Origin of the sequence: Microbacterium sp. 22296 (assembly GCF_052045385.1) — a bacterium.
Taxonomy (GTDB): domain Bacteria; phylum Actinomycetota; class Actinomycetes; order Actinomycetales; family Microbacteriaceae; genus Microbacterium.
Genome location: NZ_JBQEOS010000002.1, coordinates 397,452 through 419,383 on the forward strand (window position 1 = coordinate 397,452; position 21,932 = coordinate 419,383).

At 70.4% G+C, this 21,932-nt stretch carries 19 protein-coding genes and 1 riboswitch; of the genes, 13 read left to right on the forward strand and 6 right to left on the reverse strand.

All coding sequences use genetic code 11. From position 1 onward, the window contains the following. Window positions 1–87: 87 nt before the first annotated feature. Window positions 88–1,470 (reverse strand): MFS transporter, encoded by a 1,383-nt coding sequence (locus ACTJJP_RS05410; protein WP_440773995.1) that lies wholly within the window; start codon window positions 1,468–1,470, stop codon window positions 88–90. A 119-nt stretch (window positions 1,471–1,589) separates the two neighbouring features. Here ACTJJP_RS05410 and ACTJJP_RS05415 point away from each other — a divergent pair, with 119 nt between their 5' ends. The 6 genes from ACTJJP_RS05415 to ACTJJP_RS05440 all read left to right on the forward strand — a co-directional run bounded on the left by ACTJJP_RS05415 (window position 1,590) and on the right by ACTJJP_RS05440 (window position 8,691). Continuing rightward, complete coding sequence (locus ACTJJP_RS05415) at window positions 1,590–3,167, forward strand: fumarylacetoacetate hydrolase family protein (RefSeq protein ID WP_440773996.1); 1,578 nt, start codon at window positions 1,590–1,592, stop codon at window positions 3,165–3,167. Then, window positions 3,167–3,922, forward strand: a complete 756-nt coding sequence (locus ACTJJP_RS05420) for a GntR family transcriptional regulator (RefSeq protein WP_440773997.1) — start codon at window positions 3,167–3,169, stop codon at window positions 3,920–3,922. The genes ACTJJP_RS05415 and ACTJJP_RS05420 overlap by 1 nt, the downstream gene beginning before the upstream one ends. 83 nt (window positions 3,923–4,005) lie before the next feature. Beyond that, on the forward strand, window positions 4,006–5,526 hold the full coding sequence (gene hpaE, locus ACTJJP_RS05425; RefSeq protein WP_440773998.1) for a 5-carboxymethyl-2-hydroxymuconate semialdehyde dehydrogenase: 1,521 nt from the start codon (window positions 4,006–4,008) through the stop codon (window positions 5,524–5,526). Window positions 5,527–5,822: 296 nt separating this feature from the next. Continuing rightward, entirely contained in the window at window positions 5,823–6,977 is a 1,155-nt protein-coding gene (hpaD, locus tag ACTJJP_RS05430) for a 3,4-dihydroxyphenylacetate 2,3-dioxygenase (RefSeq protein ID WP_440773999.1), read from the forward strand. 116 nt (window positions 6,978–7,093) lie between these two features. Next, a complete protein-coding gene (locus ACTJJP_RS05435; protein WP_440774000.1) occupies window positions 7,094–7,879 on the forward strand; it encodes a 2-keto-4-pentenoate hydratase in 786 nt (261 codons plus the stop codon). Then, window positions 7,864–8,691, forward strand: a complete 828-nt coding sequence (locus ACTJJP_RS05440) for an HpcH/HpaI aldolase family protein (protein WP_440774001.1) — start codon at window positions 7,864–7,866, stop codon at window positions 8,689–8,691. The genes ACTJJP_RS05435 and ACTJJP_RS05440 overlap by 16 nt, the downstream gene beginning before the upstream one ends. A gap of 58 nt (window positions 8,692–8,749) precedes the next feature. Here ACTJJP_RS05440 and ACTJJP_RS05445 read toward each other — a convergent pair whose 3' ends face one another. Continuing rightward, window positions 8,750–9,583 (reverse strand): LuxR C-terminal-related transcriptional regulator, encoded by an 834-nt coding sequence (locus ACTJJP_RS05445; protein ID WP_440774002.1) that lies wholly within the window; start codon window positions 9,581–9,583, stop codon window positions 8,750–8,752. A 100-nt stretch (window positions 9,584–9,683) separates the two neighbouring features. Between ACTJJP_RS05445 and hxlB the strand changes: the two genes are divergently transcribed. Further along, window positions 9,684–10,262 (forward strand): 6-phospho-3-hexuloisomerase, encoded by a 579-nt coding sequence (gene hxlB / locus ACTJJP_RS05450; RefSeq protein WP_440774003.1) that lies wholly within the window; start codon window positions 9,684–9,686, stop codon window positions 10,260–10,262. A gap of 32 nt (window positions 10,263–10,294) precedes the next feature. After that, complete coding sequence (hxlA, locus tag ACTJJP_RS05455; protein ID WP_440774004.1) at window positions 10,295–10,918, forward strand: 3-hexulose-6-phosphate synthase; 624 nt, start codon at window positions 10,295–10,297, stop codon at window positions 10,916–10,918. A 92-nt stretch (window positions 10,919–11,010) separates the two neighbouring features. Here hxlA and ACTJJP_RS05460 read toward each other — a convergent pair whose 3' ends face one another. The 3 genes from ACTJJP_RS05460 to glyA form a co-directional block, all read right to left on the reverse strand. Then, complete coding sequence (locus ACTJJP_RS05460; RefSeq protein ID WP_440774005.1) at window positions 11,011–11,490, reverse strand: cytochrome C5; 480 nt, start codon at window positions 11,488–11,490, stop codon at window positions 11,011–11,013. 237 nt (window positions 11,491–11,727) lie between these two features. Beyond that, complete coding sequence (locus ACTJJP_RS05465; protein ID WP_440774006.1) at window positions 11,728–12,612, reverse strand: bifunctional methylenetetrahydrofolate dehydrogenase/methenyltetrahydrofolate cyclohydrolase; 885 nt, start codon at window positions 12,610–12,612, stop codon at window positions 11,728–11,730. Between the two features lie 538 nt (window positions 12,613–13,150). Next, on the reverse strand, window positions 13,151–14,425 hold the full coding sequence (gene glyA / locus ACTJJP_RS05470) for a serine hydroxymethyltransferase (protein WP_440774007.1): 1,275 nt from the start codon (window positions 14,423–14,425) through the stop codon (window positions 13,151–13,153). 57 nt (window positions 14,426–14,482) lie between these two features. Continuing rightward, a riboswitch (ZMP/ZTP riboswitch) is annotated at window positions 14,483–14,568 on the reverse strand. Between the two features lie 445 nt (window positions 14,569–15,013). Here glyA and ACTJJP_RS05475 point away from each other — a divergent pair. The 3 genes from ACTJJP_RS05475 (at window position 15,014) to ACTJJP_RS05485 (ending at window position 18,304) form a co-directional block, all read left to right on the forward strand. Beyond that, complete coding sequence (locus tag ACTJJP_RS05475) at window positions 15,014–15,400, forward strand: YrdB family protein (protein ID WP_440774008.1); 387 nt, start codon at window positions 15,014–15,016, stop codon at window positions 15,398–15,400. A gap of 65 nt (window positions 15,401–15,465) precedes the next feature. Beyond that, window positions 15,466–16,809, forward strand: a complete 1,344-nt coding sequence (locus ACTJJP_RS05480; RefSeq protein ID WP_440774162.1) for an FAD-binding oxidoreductase — start codon at window positions 15,466–15,468, stop codon at window positions 16,807–16,809. Between the two features lie 103 nt (window positions 16,810–16,912). Beyond that, entirely contained in the window at window positions 16,913–18,304 is a 1,392-nt protein-coding gene (locus ACTJJP_RS05485) for a L,D-transpeptidase family protein (protein ID WP_440774009.1), read from the forward strand. Window positions 18,305–18,689: 385 nt separating this feature from the next. On the opposite strand, the gene ACTJJP_RS05490 is transcribed toward ACTJJP_RS05485, so the two are convergent. Next, a complete protein-coding gene (locus tag ACTJJP_RS05490) occupies window positions 18,690–20,909 on the reverse strand; it encodes an NADP-dependent isocitrate dehydrogenase (protein WP_440774010.1) in 2,220 nt (739 codons plus the stop codon). Between the two features lie 230 nt (window positions 20,910–21,139). Between ACTJJP_RS05490 and ACTJJP_RS05495 the strand changes: the two genes are divergently transcribed. Beyond that, complete coding sequence (locus ACTJJP_RS05495) at window positions 21,140–21,592, forward strand: GNAT family N-acetyltransferase (RefSeq protein ID WP_440774011.1); 453 nt, start codon at window positions 21,140–21,142, stop codon at window positions 21,590–21,592. A 79-nt stretch (window positions 21,593–21,671) separates the two neighbouring features. After that, complete coding sequence (locus ACTJJP_RS05500; protein WP_440774012.1) at window positions 21,672–21,866, forward strand: hypothetical protein; 195 nt, start codon at window positions 21,672–21,674, stop codon at window positions 21,864–21,866. The last annotated feature ends 66 nt before the right edge of the window (window positions 21,867–21,932 follow it).

Sequence of the window (21,932 nt, forward strand, 5' to 3'; positions counted from 1 at the left end):
GGTAGCTTCTCGAAGTCCAGGAGGATGACAGTGGACTCCGAGCGACGGCCCCGCCGCACACGAGCGCAGCGGGGCCGGAAAGCCGCGTCAGACCCGCGACAACCCGCGGATCGGGCTGACCTCCTGCTCGGCTTCGTGGTCGGGCCCGAGGGGGATGCCGCTGCGGTCGCGCAGCAGCAGCGTCGCGACCGCGCCCAGCACGACCATGCCCGCGAGGTACCAGGTCACCGCGGTGGTGGACCCGGTCGCCTTGACCAGCGACTCGGCGATCGTCGGCGCGAACGCTCCGCCGAGGATCGCGCCGAGAGCGTACGAGATCGACACTCCCGAGAAGCGGATGGATGCCGGGAACAGCTCGGCGTACAGCGCCGCCTGGGGTCCGTAGGTGAGGCCGAGACCGACGGTCAGCACCACGAGACCGAGCGTGAGCAGACCGATGCTGCCGGTGTTCACGAGCGGGAACAGCAGGAAGACGCCGACCAGCAGCGCCGCCCATCCGATCAGGTACGTGGTGCGGCGGCCGATGACGTCGCCGATCCACCCGCCGACCCAGGTGAAGACCAGCCACGACACCGCCGAGAGCGTGACCGCACCGAGCACATCGGCCGTCGCGAGCCCGATGGGGCCGTCCGGGTTGGTCGCGTAGCGCTGGATGTACCCGCCGGTGGTCATGTAGCCCACGGCGTTGTTGCCGGCGAACACGAACGCCGCGATGATCACGAGCAGCGAGTGCTTGCGGAACAGCTGCACGATCGGCATCCGGGTCTGCTCCTTGCGCTCGGCGAGCTCGACGAACACCGGGCTCTCCTCGACCTTCTTGCGCACGTAGTACCCGACGAGGATCAGCACGAACGACAGCAGGAACGGCACGCGCCAACCCCACGCGAGGAACGCGTCTCCCGGGGCGATGACGGCCATCAGGCCGAGCATGCCGCTCGCGAGCAGCAGACCGAGGGGCACGCCCAGCTGGGGCGAGGCGCCGAACAGGCTGCGCTTGGTCTTGGGGGCGTGTTCGACGGCCATGAGCACCGCGCCGCCCCACTCGCCACCGGCCGAGATGCCCTGCAGCACGCGCAGCAGGATCAACATCACGGGAGCCGCGACGCCGATGACTTCGTAGGTCGGCAGCACGCCGATCAAGGTGGTCGACGCGCCCATGAGGATCAGCGTGATCATCAGCACGACGCGGCGGCCGTACTTGTCACCGAGGTGGCCGGCCAGGAACGCGCCGAGAGGCCGGAAGAGGAAGCTCAGCCCCACCGTCAGGAACGACAGGATCTGCGCGATCCCGGGTCCGGCGGGGGCGAAGAACAGCTGCCCGAACACCAGTCCCGCGGCCGAGGCGTAAAGGAAGAAGTCGTACCACTCGACGGTGGTGCCGACAACGGTGGCGAAGACCACGCGGCGGCGGTCCGTGGACGTGGAGATGGTGCCGGTGGGAGTAAATCCCGGCGGTTGCGAGCGAGACATGGGGACTCCTTCGAGACGTCGTCGTCATGAACCCCGGACGTCGTCATCGGTGACGAGACGCTGTTTGCGGGGGCGTTCGTCATCGTATACGATTTCGAATACGACGCAAGGGAGCATCCATGACCGACAGCACCGACCCCCGGTTCGCCACCCTCGGCGGTCGCCCGGGCAAGATCGTGGCCGTCCATCTCTCATACGCCTCGCGCGCCGACCAGCGGGGCCGTCGTCCCGTCGCCCCCTCCTACTTCTTCAAGCCGTCGAGCTCGCTCGCCCCCTCGGGAGCCGAGATCGTCCGCCCCGCCGGCACCGAACTCCTGGCGTTCGAGGGCGAGATCGCGCTGATCATCGGCGAGCCCGCCCGGTGGGTGGCCCCGGATGCCGCGTGGTCGCACGTGGCATCTGTCACCGCCGCCAATGACTTCGGTCTCTATGATCTCCGCGCGAACGACAAGGGCTCGAACGTCCGCTCCAAGGGCGGCGACGGCTACACCCCGCTCGGCCCCGCGCTCATCGACGCCCGCGCGGTCGACCCCGCCGCCCTGCGCCTGCGCACGTGGGTGAACGGCGACCTCGTGCAGGACGACTCCACCGCGGGCCTCATCTTCCCGCTCGCCCAGATCGTCGCCGACCTCTCGCAGCACTTCACCCTCGAGACCGGTGACGTGATCCTCACCGGCACCCCCGCCGGGTCGTCGGTGGTCGTGCCCGGCGACGTGGTGGAGGTGCAGGTGGATGCCGGCGCCCTCTCGACCGGCCGGCTCCGCACGTCCGTGACCCAGGGCACGCGGTCGTTCGACGCCGCGATCGGCTCGCTCCCCGCGGTCGACGACACCCAGCGCGCCGAGGCGTGGGGCTCGCCGGAGGCCGCCGCAGCCGCCCCGGCTGCCCCGTCCGCGCCGCACGCCGCGCCGAAAACAGGCGATCACACCGAGACAGGACGCCCCGACGCAGAACGCCCTGTTCTCGCCGGATCCCCTGTCCTCGCGACGGATGCCGCCGACTCGGCCCTCACGCCCGAGCTGCGCGACAAGCTCTCGCGCGTCCCGGTCGCCGCCCTCAGCGGGCAGCTGCGCAAGCGCGGCCTGAACGACGTCACGATCGACGGCGTGCACGCCCTCACCCCGGGCAGCCGCTTCGTCGGCACCGCCCGCACGCTCCGCTTCCTCCCCCACCGCGAAGACCTCTTCGCGGCGCGCGGCGGCGGTCAGAACGCCCAGAAGCGCGCGTTCGACGCGGTGGAGGAGGGCGAGGTCCTGGTCATCGAGGCCCGCGGCGAGCGCGGCTCGGGCACGCTCGGCGACATCCTCGCGATCCGCGCCCACGCGCGGGGCGCCGCGGCGATCGTCACCGACGGCGGAGTGCGCGATGCCGAGGCCGTCGCCGCGGTCGGCATCCCGGTGTTCACGGCCGGTCCGCACCCGGCGGTCCTGGGTCGGCGGCACGTGCCGTGGGAGACCGACGTGGCCGTCGGCTGCGGCGGCACCACCGTCGAGCCCGGCGACATCCTCGTCGGCGACGGCGACGGCGTGATCGTCCTGCCGCCGGCCCTGGCCGCCGAGGTGGCCGATGCCGCCCTCGCGCAGGAGGAGGAGGATGCCTGGGTCGCCCGCCAGGTGGCATCCGGTCACCCCCTCGTGGGCCTCTTCCCGATGAACGCCGCCTGGCGCGCCCGCTTCGAGAGCGAGAGGAACGCGTGATGGATGCCGAGACCCCGCTGACCGCGACCGGATCCCCCGTCGCGCCGTCCGCCGTCCGCCCCGCGCCCGCGCCCGCGCCCGCGACGAGCCAGAGCAAGTCGCAGCAGGCCTACCACTGGATCAAACACCGCATCGCGTCGCAGGAGTTCACCCCCGGCTACCGCCTCGTGCTCGGCACGATCGCGGGCGAGCTCGACATGAGCGTCGTGCCCGTGCGCGAGGCGATCCGTCAGCTCGAGGCCGAGGGTCTGGTCACGTTCGAACGCAACGTCGGCGCCCGCGTCTCGATGGTCGACGACACCGCCTATCGCTTCAGCATGCAGGCGCTCAGCCTGCTCGAGGGAGCGGCGACGGCCCTATCGGCACGCGCCCTGACCGCGAACGACGTGCGCCGTGCCCGCGAGGTCAACGAGCTGATGGTCGAGACCCTCGAGCACTTCGACCCCCGCGCGTTCACGGCCCTCAACCAGGAGTTCCACGCCATCCTGTTCGCCAAATGCGCCAACCCGCGCATGCTCGAACTGGTGCAGGCCGAGTGGGCGCGCCTCGGACACCTGCGCGACTCGACGTTCAGCTTCGTCCCCGGCCGCGCCGCCGAGTCGGTGCGCGAGCACGAGAACATCCTCGTGCTCATCGAGACGGGCGCCCCGCTCGCCGAGATCGAGAAGGTCTCGCGACGCCACCGCTCCGCCACCCTCGACGCCTACATGATCCACGAGCACCCCGACGAGGTGCTCGGCCTGCCCGCTTTCTGACCCCGGATGCCGCCCACCCCCGCGACGTCGCCGTCACGGAGCCGAGGTCCCGGCATCCACCCCTCTTCACCGAAGGAGCACTCATGACCACTCCGCTGACCACCGCCCGCCGGATCCCGGCCGATCTGCCCGAGCGCATCCAGCACTACATCGGGGGCCGCTTCGTCGACTCGGTCGACGGCGACACGTTCGACGTGCTCGACCCGGTGACCAACCGCACCTACCTCACCGCCGCCGCGGGCAAGAGGGCCGACATCGACCTGGCGGTCGCCGCTGCGCGCACGGCTTTCACCGAGGGACCCTGGCCCCGGATGCTCCCCCGCGAACGCTCGCGCGTGCTGCACCGGATCGCCGACATCGTCGAGTCGCGCGACGAGCGCCTCGCCGAGCTGGAGTCGTTCGACTCGGGACTGCCGATCACCCAGGCGCTCGGTCAGGCCCGCCGCGCCGCCGAGAACTTCCGCTTCTTCGCCGATCTGATCGTCGCCCAGACCGACGACGCGTTCAAGGTGCCCGGGCGTCAGCTCAACTACGTCAACCGCAAGCCGATCGGTGTCGCCGGCCTCATCACGCCATGGAACACGCCCTTCATGCTCGAGTCGTGGAAGCTGGGACCTGCGCTCGCGACCGGCAACACCGTGGTGCTCAAGCCCGCGGAGTTCACGCCGCTGTCGGCGTCGCTGTGGGCGGGCATCTTCGAAGAGGCGGGCCTTCCCGAGGGCGTGTTCAACCTCGTCAACGGCCTCGGCGAAGACGCCGGCGACGCGCTCGTGAAACACCGCGACGTGCCGCTGATCTCCTTCACCGGCGAGAGCAGCACCGGGCAGCTCATCTTCGCCAACGCCGCGCCCTTCTTGAAGGGCCTCTCCATGGAGCTCGGCGGCAAGAGCCCCGCGATCGTGTTCGCGGATGCCGATCTGGACGCCGCGATCGACGCCACCATCTTCGGCGTCTTCTCGCTCAACGGCGAGCGCTGCACGGCGGGCAGCCGCATCCTCGTCGAGCGCTCGGTGTACGACGCCTTCGTCGAGCGGTACGCCGCGCAGGCCGATCGCGTGATCGTCGGCTACCCCGACGACCCCGCCACCGAGGTCGGCGCGCTCGTGCACCCCGAGCATTACGCCAAGGTCATGTCATACGTCGAGCTCGGCAAGACCGAGGGGCGCCTGGTCGCCGGCGGCGGCCGCCCCGAGGGCTTCGACGAGGGCAACTTCGTGCGGCCCACGGTGTTCGCCGACGTCGCTCCCGACGCCCGCATCTTCCAGGAGGAGATCTTCGGCCCGGTCGTGGCGATCACCCCGTTCGACACGGATGCCGAGGCGCTCGCCCTCGCGAACGACACCCGCTACGGTCTCGCCGCGTACGTCTGGACCAACGACCTGAAGCGCGCGCATCTCTTCGCGCAGAACGTCGAGGCCGGCATGGTGTGGCTGAACTCCAACAACGTCCGCGACCTGCGCACCCCCTTCGGCGGGGTGAAGGCCTCGGGCCTCGGGCACGAGGGCGGGTACCGCTCGATCGACTTCTACACCGACCAGCAGGCCGTGCACATCACCCTCGGCGGCGCGCACAACCCCACCTTCGGCAAGGCGCCGGCGCACTGACTCCGGCGGGCGCGGCTGAGCCCGTCCCGCGGTGGCCGAGCCCGTCCCGCGGTGGCTGAGCCCGGCCCGCGGTGGCCGAGCCCGTCCCGCGGTGGCTGAGCCCGTCCCGCGGTGGCCGAGCCCGTCCCGCGGTGGCCGAGCCCGTCGAAGCCACCCCGACCCCGCAGAACGCCCGGTCCCTTCGACAGGCTCAGGGACCTCCGCCACCGCCGGTGGCTGAGCCCGTCGAAGCCACCTCACCACGCGAGTACCCCGCCCTCCCGGCATCCGCCCCTCTTCACACGCAAGGACGCGACATGACAGACCGCAGCCAGATGACCCGAACCTCCTCGGGCTTCTTCGTCTCGCAGGAGGCTCCGATCGAGGCCTCGAACCCCATCCCCACCCCCTCCTCCCCCGCGCCCGACATCCTGCGCTGTGCCTACATGGAGCTCGTGGTCACCGACCTCGCGGCATCCCGGGTCTTCTACGTCGACGTGCTGGGCCTGCACGTCACCGAGGAGGACGACGAGGCGATCTACCTCCGCTCGACCGAGGAGTTCATCCACCACAACCTCGTCCTGCGCCAGGGACCGATCGCCGCCGTCGCGGCGTTCTCGTACCGCGTGCGCTCCTCCGACGACCTCGATCGGGCCGTGGCGTTCTACACCGAGCTCGGCTGCGACGTGCGCCGCGAGCCGAACGGCTTCACGAAGGGCATCGGCGACTCGGTGCGTGTGGTCGACCCGCTCGGCTTCCCCTACGAGTTCTTCTTCGACACCGAGCACCAGGAGCGCCTGTCGTGGCGCTACGACCTGCACACCCCCGGTGAGCTCGTGCGTCTCGACCACTTCAACCAGATCACCCCCGACGTGCCCCGCGCGGTGAACTTCATGCAGTCGCTGGGCTTCCGCGTCACCGAAGACATCCAGGACGAGGAGGGCACGGTCTACGCCGCGTGGATGCGCCGCAAACCCACCGTGCACGACACCGCCATGACCGGCGGCGACGGCCCGCGCATGCACCACGTGTGCTTCGCCACGCACGAGAAGCACAACATCCTCGCGATCTGCGACAAGCTCGGCGCCCTCCGCCGATCGGATGCCATCGAGCGCGGCCCCGGCCGCCACGGCGTCTCGAACGCGTTCTACCTGTACCTGCGCGACCCCGACGGCCACCGCGTCGAGGTCTACACGCAGGACTACTACACCGGCGACCCCGACAACCCGGTCGTGACGTGGGATGTGCACGACAACCAGCGCCGCGACTGGTGGGGCAACCCGGTCGTTCCGTCGTGGTACACCGACGGCTCGCTCGTGCTCGACCTCGACGGCACCCCGCAGCCCGTGCGTGCCCGCACCGATTCGAGCGAAATGGCCGTGACCATCGGCGCCGACGGCTTCAGCTACACGCGCGCGCCCGAGCCCGCGGCATCCGCCCCCGCCGAGTTCAAGCTCGGCAATCAGCTCTGACCCCCCTCCAACCGGACGATGTCCCACTTATGGCTGGTTGAGCCCCTCTCAAGCGACCACGATCGGGACACGCACCGCCATAAGTGGGACGAGGGTCGTCATGTGGAGAGGAACACATGCTCACCGAACAGCAGATCGACGCCATCGCCGCCGAGCTCGCCGAGGCCGACCGCGCGCACGCGGTCATCCCGCGCATCACCGCGCGGTATCCGGATGCCACGGTCGACGACTCGTACCGCATCCAGGGCCGCTGGCGCGATACGCAGCTCGCCGCCGGTCGCACCCTCGTGGGGCGCAAGATCGGCCTGACCTCCAAGGCGATGCAGCAGGCCACCGGCATCACCGAGCCCGACTACGGCGTCATGTTCGACGACACCGTGTACCGCTCGGGAGATGAGATCCCCGTCGCGCTGTTCTCCAACGTGCGCATCGAGGTCGAGCTGGCCTTCGTGCTGAAGACCCCGCTCGAGGGACCCGATTGCACGCTGGATGACGCCCTCGCCGCGATCGACTACGCCGTCCCCGCCCTCGAGGTGCTCAACTCCCATATCGAACTCGAGGGTCGCACGATCGTCGACACCATCAGCGACAACGCCGCCTACGGCGCGATGGTGCTCGGCGATGTGCACAAGCGCCCCGACGAGATCGACCTGCGGTGGGTGCCCGGCGTGCTGAGCCGCAACGGCGAGATCGAGGAGACCGGCGTCGCAGCGGGCGTCCTCGGCCACCCCGCCACCGGCGTCGCGTGGCTGGCGAACAAGTTCCACCAGCACGGCGCGCGGCTGGAGGCGGGCGAGATCATCCTGGCAGGATCGTTCACACGCCCGATGTGGGTGGCGCAGGGCGACGACGTGCTGTGCGACTACGGACCGATGGGAACGATCTCGTGCCGCTTCGTCTGAGCCCCACCTTCCGCGCCGCCCTCGCGGCATCCGATCGTCCGCTCGCGGGCATGTGGGTGTGCTCGGGCAGCGCGGTGGTCGCCGAGATCGCCGCGGGGTCGGGGTTGGACTGGCTGCTCATCGACATGGAGCACTCCGCCGTCTCGCTCGAGAGCGTGCTCGTGCAGCTGCAGGTGGCCGCGGCGTATCCGGTCACCCCCGTCGTGCGCGTCCCCGCGAACGACCCCGTCACGATCAAGCGCGTCCTCGACGTCGGTGCGCAGAACCTCATCGTGCCCATGGTCTCCTCGTCCGACGAGGCTCGCGCCGCGGTCGCCGCGACGCGATATCCGCCGGAGGGCGTGCGCGGGGTCGGCAGCGCCCTCGCCCGCAGTGCCCGCTGGAACCGGGTCGACGAGTACCTCGCAGACGCGGCCCAGCATGTGTCGCTGACCGTGCAGATCGAGACGACAGCCGGGGTTGCGGACGCCGCCGAGATCGCGGCCGTCGAGGGAGTGGATGCCGTCTTCGTCGGCCCCAGCGACCTGTCGGCATCCATGGGGCTCCTGGGACAGCAGTCGCACCCCGACGTGGTCGCGGCCGTGCACACCGTCTTCGCCGCGTGCCGGGATGCCGGCACCCCGGTCGGCGTGAACGCGTTCGATCCCGCGGTGGCCGAGGCCTATCTCGATGCCGGGGCCGACTTCGTCGCCGTGGGTGCCGACGTCGCCCTGTTGGCCCGCGCGTCGGAAGCTCTCGCGGCGCGATTCGTCACCGCTCGCGCAGCGGCGACCGACGCGGGCGCCCGGGGCGAGGAGCGCGAGAGCTACTGAGGCTCGGACGCCCAGCGCGGGCCGAGGAGCGCGACAGCGCTCCCGAAGCCCGGAAACCTCAGCGCGACGTGCCCAGCGCCACCAGCTCCGCGCGAGTCGTGACACCGGCTTTGCGCAGGAGATTCGACACGTGGAACTTGGCTGTGTTCTCGCTGATCCCGAGTCTCTCGGCGATCCCGCGGTTGCGCGATCCCTCGGCGATCAGGCTGAGCACCTCCCGCTCCCGGGGACTGATGTCGACCATCTCATCGAAGAACTCGGGGCGCGGGGGCGGGTCGAGCGGCAGAGACACCGACAGCTCCGACCCCCAGCCGGGCGTGGAGGCCACCTCGAAGGCCCCGTTGAGCGCACGGACGCGTTCGACGATCGGGCGGAGGGAGTCGTCGTGGGCGGTGAGGCGTCCCTCGCCGTCGTCACGGATGCCGATCAGCAGATGCAGGCCGTCGCAGTCCCACTGGATGCGCACGCGCTGCGGCGTGCCGCGATCGAGCAGGGCCAGCACCGCGCTGCGCACGATCGCGCGCGCTTCGTGGGCCACCTCTCCGGGAAGGGCTCTGCCCGTCGTCGGCGGCTCGACGAACTGCACGTCGAGATCGCTGTGCCGCACGAGCGGACGCAGGTCGCTGCGAAGTCGCGCGAAGGCACCGGTCACCGGTTCGAGCAGACTGCTGCGTTGACGATCCGTCGCGGTGCGCAGCACGACGAGCGCCGCGGCGGCGGTCTCGGTCGCGAGGGTCCGCGCCGCGCGGTCGTCCCGTCGAGGCGAGCGCAGGATCGCGAGGATCGACTCGAGCGTCACGGCGTGACGATCGGCCTGCTCGGCCATGATGCGTTCGTGCTCGGTCGCCAACGCCCGCGAGGCGGGCGACGACAGCTCCATCGGTTCGACCATTCGGCCACCCTAGTCGAGGCCCACCCCCTACTCGATCGGGTAGGCCACCCCCTGCCGTGGACCGGCGCGCCCCACCGATCCGACGGCGCAGCATGGACGCATGACTCCCGACGAGACCGCCACGGTCGAGGCCTCCCTGGTCCGGATCGCGGCTGAGACGACCGCCGTCGTCGACCGCATCGCGGCCCGTCCCGGCGAGCTCGACGCCGTGCTCGAAACGCTCATCTCCGCCGACCGCGTCTTCGTTCTCGGCGCGGGTCGTTCCGGACTCGCCCTGCGCATGACCGCCATGCGGCTCATGCACCTGGGCTTCGACGTGCACGTCGTGGGCGAGACGACGACCCCCGCGATCAGCGCGGGAGACGTGCTGCTCGCAGCCAGCGGGTCGGGCACGACGGCGGGCATCGTCCGCGCCGTGGAAACCGCCGTCGAGGTCGGCGCCCGGGTGGTGGCGATCACCACGGCCCCGGATTCTCCTCTCGCGCACGCGGCCGATGCCGTCATCGTCGTTCCCGCCGCCGCCAAGCTCGATCGCTCGGCGACGGCCTCGACGCAGTACGCGGGCGGGCTGTTCGAGCAGAGTGTCGTCCTGGTCGGCGACGCGGTGTTCGACGCGCTGTGGCGGCGCTCCGACCTCTCGGCCGACGCCCTCTGGCCCCGCCACGCGAACCTCGAATGACCTCCCCCTCCCCCAGAAGCAAGGACACCCGCATGAAACTGCAATTCGCCATGGACACCCTCTCCACCGACGCCGCCCTGGAGCTCGCCGCCGCCGCGGCCCCGCACGTCGACATCCTCGAGCTCGGGACCCCGCTCATCAAGAGCGCGGGCGTGTCGGCGATCACCGCGATCAAGCAGGCGCACCCCGACAAGATCGTCTTCGCCGACCTCAAGACGATGGATGCCGGAGAGCTCGAAGCCGACATGGCCTTCCGCGCCGGCGCCGACCTCGTCACCGTGCTCGGATCCGCCGGTGACAGCACGATCACCGGCGCCGTCACGGCCGCGAAGAAGCACGGCAAGGGCATCGTGGTCGACCTCATCGGCGTCGCCGACAAGCCGACGCGCGCGAAGGAGGTCGTCGCCCTCGGCGCCGAGTTCGTCGAGATGCACGCAGGCCTCGACGAGCAGGCCGAGGAGGGCTTCACGTTCGGAACCCTTCTGCGCGACGGTGAAGCCGCGGGCGTTCCGTTCTCGGTCGCCGGCGGCGTGAACGCCGACAGCATCGCCGACGTACAGAAGGCCGGCGCGCAGGTGGCCGTCGCCGGCAGTGCGATCTACAGCGCCCCCGACGTGGGCGCGGCCGCGGCCGCCCTCCGCGCCGCCATCGTCTGACCGCCGCCGGCTGACCGACCCCCGGTCACGTCCCCGCGCAACAAGAAAGGGGCCGAGCCTTCCGGCTCGGCCCCTTTCGGCGATCGAGAGGGTCAGTCCTCGTCGTCGTCCTCGTCGTCGTCGCCGATGATCTCGATGTCCTCGACCTCGAGGTCGGGCGTCAGCTGCACGTGCACGAGCGCGTCGGGGAACGACGTCTCGCCCGCGAAGACCACGATGATCGCGTCGGCGAACACGCCCACGCCGATCGCCTCGAGGTCGGTGCGCAGGTCGACGTCGGCGTCGAGTTCGCCGTCATCGAGGGCGTCCTCGATGTCGCTCGCGACCTCTTCGACGATCGCGCGCCAACGGTCCTCGCTCACCGTGAGGATGTCCTTGAGCCCCGCCATGATGGCGTCGAGGTCGGGAGCGTCCTCGTCCTCGATCTCGGGGTCGAGGTCGACCTCGACCTCGACACCCGCAGCCTCCAGGTGCGCCGCACCGATGACGCTGTCTTCGTCGATCTGGGCATCGTCGAGAAGGCCGCTCTCGGTGACGCGGCGGAGGAGGTCGTTCAGCACAGACTCAGTCATGAGAAAACCTTGCCACGTCGGGAGGGTGGACGCCTCCCCCATTGCGCGTGAGAATCCGTCTGTTCAGTCGGCGGCATGGCGCGGTTCACCCTCCGGCGGTGGCGCAGCGCCGTCCTGTCCCCCTGACGCGGTGCCGCCGCCCCTGGCCGCGATGCCGTCGCGGCCCCCTGGGCGCGTGTCACCACCGCGGCCGCTTCGCGTGGCGCCGACGGAGTGCCCGCGCTCGAGGTGGGTGTCTCAGGCGGATGCCGCGCGCTCCGCCGCCTCGACGACATTCGTCATGAGCAGTGCCACGGTCATCGGGCCCACCCCGCCCGGGTTGGGCGAGACGAAACCGGCGACCTCGGCCACGTCAGGGTGCACGTCGCCCTGCACGCGCGACTTCCCGGTCTCGGGGTCGGTCTCGCGGGTGACGCCCACGTCGAGCACGGCGGCTCCCGGCTTGACGTCCTCCGCACGGACGATGTGCTTCACGCCCGCGGCGGCCACGATCACGTCGGCCTCCCGGAGGTGCTTCGACAGGTCGGCGGTGCCGGTGTGCGTGAGCGTCACGGTGGCGTTGATCTCGCGACGGGTCAGCAGCAGGCCGATCGAGCGGCCGATGGTCACGCCGCGCCCGACGACGACGACCTCCTTGCCCTTCAGGTCGTAGTCGTTGCGCAGCAGCAGCTCGATCACCCCCCGCGGCGTGCAGGGCAGCGGGGTGAGGATGGGCGCGTTGACGTTGAGCACGAGACGGCCGAGGTTGGTGGGGTGCAAGCCGTCGGCATCCTTCGCGGGATCGATGCGCTCGAGCACCCGATCCGTGTCGATGTGCTTCGGCAGCGGCAGCTGCACGATGTAGCCGTGGCACGCGGGGTCGGCGTTGAGTCGGTCGATGACGGCCTCGACCTCCTCCTGCGTGGCCTCCGCGGGCAGCTCGACCTGGATCGAGTTCATGCCGATCGCCTCGGACTGCTTGTGCTTCATCCCCACGTACAGCTGCGACGCCGGATCGGCGCCCACGAGCACGGTGGCGATCCCGGGCACGATGCCACGCTCGCGGAGAGCGGCGACCCGCTCGGCCAGTTCGTCCTTGATCGCCGCAGACGCGGCCTTACCGTCGAGAATCGTCGCCGTCATGGCATCCCTCGTTCTGTGTTGTGCGGGTCGTGGGGGGGGTGGCGTGCGTGCGGGTTCTGTGCCGAGAAACGCGATCGACGGGGAGAAACGCCTCGTCACGACGTTTCTCTTTGCTGATCGCGTTTCTCGCGAGTGTGTGGGGCGGTTCCCGGATGCCACGCGGTGCGGCGGCCGGTCCGGGACGCCGCGGCTGCGCGATGCCGCGGAATCGCGAGGTGCGGCATCCGCTCCCGCAAGCCACGCGGTGCGGCTGCGCGATGCCGCGGAATCGCGAGGTGCGGCATCCGCTCCCGCAAGCCACGCGGTGCGGCGGCCGATCCCGGATGCCGCGGCTGCGGGATGCCGCCGCGACGCGCACGGCCGACAGACCGGCGCCCGCGCGTGTGCCCCCATCGAGAAACGCTATCGCCGGGAGGACACGCCTCGTCATGTCGTTTCTCCCTGCCGATCGCGTTTCTCGATGAGGGGGCGGCGACCGACGGACACCGGATGCCGGGACGAGGCCGCGAGAGAACCGCGACCCCGCCCCGGCCGGGGCTCACTGCTGCAGGTCGGGGTACAGCGGGAAGGCGTCGGCCAGCTTCGCGACGCGGGCGCGCAGGGCCTCGACGTCGGCGCCGGGGATCAGCGCGAGGGCGATGATGTCGGCCACCTCGGTGAACTCGGCGTCGCCGAAGCCGCGGGTCGCGAGGGCCGGGGTGCCGATGCGCAGACCCGAGGTCACCATCGGCGGGCGCGGGTCGTTCGGCACCGCGTTGCGGTTGACCGTGATGTGGATCTCGTGCAGCAGGTCTTCGGCCTGCTTGCCGTCGATCTCGGCCTCGCGCAGGTCGACGAGCACGAGGTGCACGTCGGTGCCGCCCGAGCGCACGGCGATGCCGGCGTTCTTGACGTCGTCCTGCGTGAGGCGGTCGGCGAGGATCGACGCGCCCCGCAGGGTGCGCTCCTGGCGTTCCTTGAACTCCGGCGTCAGCGCGAGCTTGAACGCCGTGGCCTTCGCGGCGATGACGTGCATGAGCGGGCCGCCCTGCTGGCCGGGGAAGACCGCGGTGTTGATCTTCTTGGCGAGCGCTTCGTCGTTGGTGAGGATGAGGCCCGAGCGGGGACCGCCGATGGTCTTGTGCACGGTGGTCGAAACGACGTGCGCGTGCGGGATCGGCGAGGGGTGCACGCCCGCGGCCACGAGACCGGCGAAATGCGCCATGTCGACCCAGAGCAGAGCGCCCACCTCGTCGGCGATCGCGCGGAAGGCGGCGAAGTCGAGCTGGCGGGGGTAGGCCGACCACCCGGCGATGATGACCTTCGGCTTGTGCTCGAGGGCGAGGCGACGAACCTCGTCCATGTCGATGATCGAGGTCTCGGGATCGACGCCGTACGCGACGATGTCGTAGAGCCGGCCCGAGAAGTTGATCTTCATGCCGTGGGTGAGGTGACCGCCCTGATCGAGGGCGAGTCCGAGCAGCGTGTCGCCGGGGCGGGCGATCGCGTGCAGCACCGCCGCGTTCGCCGAGGCGCCCGAGTGCGGCTGGACGTTGGCGTACCCGGCACCGAACAGGGTCTTGGCCCGCTCGATCGCGAGCGCTTCGGCCACGTCGACCTCTTCGCAGCCGCCGTAGTAGCGACGACCCGGGTAGCCCTCGGCGTACTTGTTGGTGAGCACCGAGCCCTGCGACTGCAGCACGGAGACGGGCACGAAGTTCTCGGACGCGATCATCTCGAGGAAGCCGCGCTGGCGGTCGAGCTCGCGCTGCAGAACGTCGGCGATCTCGGGGTCGACCTCGGAGAGGGGGGCGTTGAAGTACGGATCGGTCATGCGATCTCCTTGACGATGGTTCGGGATGCCACGGACTCGGCGAATCCGCGGAGATACCGCATCGACCCAGGCGTACGGTCGAATACCGTCAAGCGGTCGCTCCCCGGTGGTGTCCCACCTCAACGCCAGTCGCGACGCTGCCACTTTAGCGTGTAAACCCCGCCCGGCCCCGCGTGTCTCGGCATCCACCGTTCCTCCACAGGTGCCGCGCGAAGCGGAGACGGCTGCAGTCGTCGAAGCCGCCGGGGTCCGCGCGGGTCCGGTCCCTTCGACAAGCTCAGGGACCCTCGACGAGCACAAGGACCCTCGACAAGCTCAGGGACCCTCCACAAGCTCAAGGACCCTCGACAAGCTCAAGGACCCTCCACAAGCACAAGGACCCTCCACAAGCTCAAGGACCCTCCACAAGCACAAGGACCCTCCACAAGCTCAGGGACCCTCCACAAGCTCAGGGACCCTCGACAGGCTCAGGGACCCTGGACGGGCTCAGCGACCTTCGACAGCCCCGGGGACCTCGGTTGCGCCGCGACCGGCTCGACACCGAGCCATTCCGGATGCCGACGCCCCGCACCCGCGTAAAATGGCGGGGTGACCGACTCCCGCAACGTCCGCGCCCAGGCGCCCCTCGCTCCCGGCATGCGCCCGCGGCCGTCGGCGGTCGAGATCGGCAGCGTCGTCTGCGGCCTCTTCGCGTTCGTCACCCTCGCCATCTGGGGCTTCACCGCATGGCCCCTGCCGTGGAACATCGTCGCCGGCATCGGCGCACCGGCCGTGGCCGTGCTGGTGTGGGCGCTGTTCGTCTCGCCCCGCGCCGTTCTCGCGGTGCACCCCTTCATCCGCGCGATCGTCGAACTCTTCGTCTACGCCGCCGCCACCATCGCCTGGTGGAGCATGGGCCAGGCCTGGATCGGGCTCGGCTTCGCCATCGTCGCCGTCACCTTCGGCGCTCTGAACGGCCGCCGGCGCCTGGCGTGACCCCTGAGACGGCGGGCCCCTCGCCGTCCCCGCGCGCGCAGAGCGCGAGCGCAGGCGCTCTCGCGCTGCTGCGGGCGGAGCTCGGCGCGCGCGTCGACACCTCCCCCGCGGCTCTCGACGCGGCACGAGCCGACAAGTCCGGCCATGCCGCGGAGGGACTGCCACTCGCGGTGGTGAACGCGGCATCCGTCGCCGACGTGCAGGCGGTGATGCGCATCGCCACCGCCACCCGCACCCCCGTCGTGCCGCGCGGGGCGGGGACGGGGCTCGCCGGCGGAGCCAACACGGGCGGCGGCGAGATCAGCCTGTCGGTGCGGGCCATGGACCGCGTGCTCGAGGTGCGCCCCGACGATCTGCTGGCCGTCGTCGAACCCGGCATCCTCAACGCCGATCTGAACGCGCTGCTCGAACCGCACGGCGTCTGGTGGGCGCCCGACCCGGCCAGCCGCGCGATCTCGACGGTCGGTGGCAACATCGCCACCGGTGCCGGTGGACTGCTCTGCGCGAAGTACGGCGTGGTGCGCGATGCGGTGCTGGGCGTCGACCTCGTCCTCGCCGACGGCCGTCTCCTGCGCCTCGGTCATCGCAGCGTCAAGGGCGTCACCGGCCTCGACCTCACCTCGCTCGTCATCGGCTCCGAGGGCACGCTCGGCGTAGTGGTGGGTGCCACCCTGAAGCTCCGCCGCCTCGTCGAGGGCGAGCGCGTCACGCTGACCGCGCTCTTCGACGACGTCCGGGCCGCCGCGGTCGCCTCGGCGGCGGTCACGGCATCCGGGGCGCAGCCCGCGATCATGGAGCTGATGGATGCCACGAGCCTCGCGGCCGTGCACCGGTTGCTGTCGCTTCCGGCTCCTCCCCCGGGCGCGGCGCAGCTGACGGTGCAGACCGACGGTCCCGTCGCCGCCACCGAGGCCCGTGAGATTGCCGACGTCCTCCGCGCGGTCGGGGGCACCGTGACCGTCGCCGCCGACGCCGCGGAGGGCGAGTCGCTGCTGGCGATCCGCCGCGCCATGCACCCGGCGATGGAGACGCTGGGCACCACCCTCATCGAAGACGTCTCCGTTCCCCGCAGCGCGCTGCCCGACATGTTCGACGAGATCGCGCGCATCGAGCGGCGGTTCGGACTCGTCATCCCCGCCGTCGCTCACGCGGGCGACGGCAATCTGCACCCGAACTTCGTGTTCGAGGGCCCCGACGTGCCGCCCGTGGTGTGGGAGGCGGCCGAGGAGCTCTTCCGCGCGGCCCTCGCGCTGGGGGGCACGCTCACCGGCGAGCACGGGATCGGGGTGCTGAAGAGGCGCTGGTTGGCCGACGAGCTGGGCGACGACCAGTGGCGGCTCCAACGGGACATCGCGCGGGTGTTCGATCCGCTCGGCATCCTGAACCCCGGCAAGGTCTTCGCGCCCTGACGGCCGCCGCCGCATCGGCGTGATGAGAACGTGACGTGGCTCCCGGCGAACGCGCAGTGCTCTCCCATAGCATGGGAAGACTGACTTGTGGGGGGTTCGACCAATGACCGACGGCACCGACGGCGCCACCTACGCCTGGGCTCCGGCCGAGCCCAAGGCGCGCAAGAACCGCTCCGGCCTGTGGATCGGCATCCCCGCCGGCGCCACGGCCGTGGCCCTCATCGCGGCGTCGCTGGTGCTGATCGCCCCCGGCGCGTCCGTCGCCGGTGTGCAGATCGGCGGTCTGACCGCGGGGGCCGCGGCCCAGGCCATCGAGACCCGCCTGGCGCAGACGACGATCACCGTCGAGAGCCCCGCCGGAGAGGTGACCGTCACCGGCGCCGACCTCGGTGCGACTGTCGACGCCGCAGCCCTCGCGGACAAGGCCTTCACCGACAATCCCATGTGGAAGCCCGCATCGTGGTTCCCGCAGGGCACGGGCGTGGCGGTCTCGGTCGACGCCGCCGCCGCCGCGGCCGCTCTGCGCGACCGCGCCCCCGGAGCGTTCCGCGCGCCGGTCGACGCCTCGGTCGCGTACGACGCCGGCTCCGAGACCTACGTGACCACGCCCGCCGAGGCCGGCGAGGGGATCGATGTCGCAACCGTCACCTCCGCACTGCAGTCCGCCTTCGACGCCGGTACTCCCTCGACCACGGTCGAGGCGGGCCTGGTCGCCGTCGACGCCCCCGTCACCACCGAAGAAGCCGACGCCGCGGTGGCGAAGCTGAACGGCATCCTCGACTCCGCGGGCTTCTACATCGGCGACGAGCGCACGGTGCCCGTCGATCGTGCCACCGCGGCATCCTGGATCACCGTCACCCCCGACGGCACGGGCGAGTTCGCCATCTCGGCTGATGAAGCCGCCATCCAGAACGCCGTCACGGGTCTCGCCGGCAGCGTCGACCGCGCCGCCGTCAACGCCGACGTCATCGTCGACAGCGGTGGCGAGGTGATCAAGGCCCTCACCGAGGGCCAGACCGGCCGGTCGCTCGGCGACACGAGCGGCATCGCCGCGGCGTTCGCGTCGCAGCTCGCGGATGGCGACGCGCGCTTCGCCCTCACCGTCGCCGAAACGCCCTTCGACACCACGAAGACCGAGCGTCGCATCGAGGTCAACCTCAGCGCACAGTCGGTCACCCTGTACGAGAACGGCCAGGTCTACCGCAACTGGTCGATGTCGTCGGGCAAGAGTGGCTGGGAGACCCACACCGGCGAATTCCGAATCGGCTGGAAGACGACGATGCAAGACATGGGATGCGTCGACGGCTACGACTACTGCACCAAAGACGTTCCGTGGGTCGCGTACTTCAACGGCGATGAGGGCTTCCACGGGACCTATTGGCACAACAACTTCGGCACACCGATGAGTCACGGCTGCATCAACCTCACGGTCAACAACGCCAAGGAGCTCTACGACTGGGCGTACAAGGGCACCGAGGTCTCGGTCCACTACTGAGCCCTGACCAGAAGAAGGGGCGGATGCCGATCGGCATCCGCCCCTTCTTCGTCGCCGGCGACGAAGGTCGCGGCACCGTCCGCATTGCGTCGATCACGTCCGCGTCGCGCCCGCGTTCTCTTTCGCGGGACACGTGGTGGTTTCCGCCTCGAGACGCAACGCAGGGAATCCGCTCCCGCCGCCTCGCTGAGCTTTGCTTCGCCGTGCCGGCTCGTGTTTGACTCCTGCGTTGTGTCGGCGGGCAGTGCCTGAGCGGCGTCGCGATCTCGCGCGAGCACCCGCGGGGACACCGATGCATCCCGCTCCAGCCCGTCTCGAGGCCGAAGACGAGAGAGGGGCGGATGCCGTGCGGCATCCGCCCCTCTCGGGTCAGGGTGTCAGCGACTCAGCGCAGTCCGTCGACCACCGCGTTCAGCGTGGCAGAGGGGCGCATGACCTTCTCCACCAGCGCGGTGTCGGGCCGGTAGTAGCCGCCGATCTCGGCGTGCCGGCCCTGGACCGCGTTGAGCTCGGAGACGATCGTCTGCTCCTCCGAAGCCAGCTTCTCGGCGACCGGGCCGAAGACGGCGGCGAGATCGGCATCCGTCGACTGCTGCGCCAGCTCCTGCGCCCAGTACAGGGCGAGGTAGAAGTGGCTGCCGCGGTTGTCGATCGTGCCGAGGGCACGGCCGGGCGACTTGTCGTTCTCGAGGAACGTGCCGGTCGCGGCATCGAGCGTCTGCGCGAGGACGCGGGCGCGGTCGTTGCCGGTGGTGTCGGCGAGGTGCTCGAGCGAGGCGGCGAGCGCGAAGAACTCACCCAGAGAGTCCCAGCGGAGGTAGTCCTCCTCGACGAGCTGCTGCACGTGCTTGGGAGCCGAGCCGCCGGCACCGGTCTCGAAGAGGCCGCCACCCGCGAGCAGCGGGACGATCGAGAGCATCTTGGCGCTCGTACCCACCTCGAGGATCGGGAACAGGTCGGTGAGGTAGTCGCGCAACACGTTGCCGGTGACCGAGATGGTGTCTTCGCCGCGACGGATGCGCTCGAGCGAGTACTTCGTCGCGTCCGCCGGGGCGAGGATCTCGATCGTGAGGCCCTCGGTGTCGTGGTCGGCGAGGTACTCGGTGACCTTCGCGATGAGGTTGCGGTCGTGCGCGCGGCTCTCGTCGAGCCAGAACACCGCGGGCACACCGGCCGCGCGGGCGCGCGTGACGGCGAGCTTCACCCAGTCGCGCACGGCGACGTCCTTCGTCTGGGTCGCGCGCCAGATGTCGCCCGCGTTCACCTCGTGCTCGAGCAGCACGTCGCCGTTCGAGGCGACGACCTGCACGCGACCGGCGGCGGGGATCTCGAAGGTCTTGTCGTGGCTGCCGTACTCCTCGGCGGCCTGGGCCATGAGGCCGACGTTCGGCACCGAGCCGATGGTGGCGGGATCCAGCGGACCGTTCGCGATGACGTCGTCGATGGTCGCCTGGTACACACCGGCGTACGACGAATCGGGGATGACGGCGAGCGTGTCGTCTTCTCCCCCGTCGACGCCCCACAGCTTGCCGCCGTTGCGGATGAGCGCGGGCATCGACGCATCCACGATCACGTCGGAGGGCACGTGCAGGTTGGTGATGCCCTTGTCGCTGTTGACGTACGACAGGCGGGGACCGGATGCCAGGGCGTCGCGGATCTCCGCGGCGATCGCGTCGCCGCCCTCGACGCTCGAAAGACCCGCGAGGATCGAACCGAGGCCGTCGTTGGGCGTGAGGCCGGCGGCGGCGAGGGCATCGCCGTGACGGTCGAACACGTCGGCGAAGAACGCTTTCACGACGTGACCGAAGATGATCGGGTCGCTGACCTTCATCATCGTCGCCTTGAGGTGCACCGAGTAGAGCACGTCGTCGGACTTCGCCTCGGCCAGCGTGTCGGAAAGGAACGCGTCGAGGGCCGCGGCCGAGAGGAACGTGGCATCCACGATCTCGTCCTGGAGCACCTTCAGGCCCTGCTTCAGCGTGGTGACGGCGCCGTCGACGGCGACGTGCTGGATGGAGAGCACGTCGTCGGCGGCGATCACGACCGACTTCTCGTTGGAACGGAAGTCGTCGTGGCCGAGGGTGGCCACGCGCGTCTTCGATCCCGCCGAGAAAGCCTTGTTGCGGTGCGGGTGCTTCTTGGCGTAGTTCTTCACCGCGAGCGGCGCGCGACGGTCGCTGTTGCCCTCGCGCAGCACGGGGTTCACCGCGGAGCCCTTGATGCGGTCGTAGCGAGCGCGCACGTCTTTCTCGGCGTCGGTCGACGCCTCATCGGGGTAATCGGGGATGTCGTAGCCCTGCGACTGGAGCTCCTCGATCGCGGCCTTCAGCTGCGGGATGGATGCCGAGATGTTCGGCAGCTTGATGATGTTCGCCTCGGGGAGCGTGGCGAGGCCCCCGAGTTCTGCGAGCGCGTCGCCGACCTGCTGATCGGCGGTGAGGCGCTCGGGGAAGGCCGCCAGAACGCGGCCGGCGAGCGAGATGTCGCGGGTCTCGACGTCGACTCCCGCCTGCTTCGTGACGGCCTGCACGATCGGCAGGAACGACGCGGTGGCAAGAGCCGGCGCCTCGTCGGTGTACGTGTAGATGATGGTGGAATCGGGCACGTCAGATCTCTCCGTAGAGGCGGCCAGGGTTGCGTTTCAGCCTATCGCACGCCGGCAAAGTCTCTTGATATCGAGATAGTTTTCGCGCGCGTCCTCGACACTCGCGTCCGCCGGTCGATGCTCGTCGCCGAGGGACGCGAGGCGGCGGGTCATCGACGCCCGGGTGACGCCGACGACATGCGACGGCTTACGACCTTGGGACTGGCGGGGCGTGCCGCTAGCCTGGGCCCATGGCTGACCTGCGTCTCGTCGAACTGTCCGCCGCCACGATCGTGGCGGTGAACACCCTGTCGCTCAAACCCGGACAGGAGCAGTTCCTCGCCCCGGTGAGCTACGGCATCGCCGCCACCGTGAGCAATCCGCAGACCTCCTGGCAACGCGTCGTCCTCGACGGCGACGAGGTCGTCGGCTTCGTCAGCGCGAACTTCGACCCCGACGCGCACGAGGAGCACTTCCGCTCCGTGCTGTGGCGTATCAACGTCGACGCCGACGAACAGGGACGCGGTGTCGGCAGCTACGCCCTCGCCGCCGTGCTCGAAGAAGCCCGCGGCCGCGGCATGGACCACGTCGACGTCATCTACGAGCCCGGCGTCGGCGGTCCCGAGGCGTTCTTCGAGCGCGTCGGCTTCGAGGCGGTCGGCGAGACCGAGTACGGCGAGATCATCGCGCGCGTGCGCGTCTGAGGCGAACGGCTCTTCGGAGCCGGGTGAAAGTCGGTGGTCGCGCCACCGACGCGGAGCGCGCTCGCCTACGTTGTTGGACATGACAGGACCTTGGTTCTCCATTCCGTTCGGGATCGCCCTCGCGGCGTACGCGCTCGCGCAGCTCGGCCCCGATCCGGAGTGGTGGGACATGGCCTCCACCGTCATCTTCTTCGGCGCCGCGATCACGTCCATCTCTCGCGGTGTGCTCGACGCGCGGTCGGCCCGCCGCGGTCGGCCCGAGAGGCGCCCCTGATCCTCGCAATGTGACGCGGATCTCGCAGAATCTCCCCGGAAAGCTGCGAGGATCGCGCGAACGTGC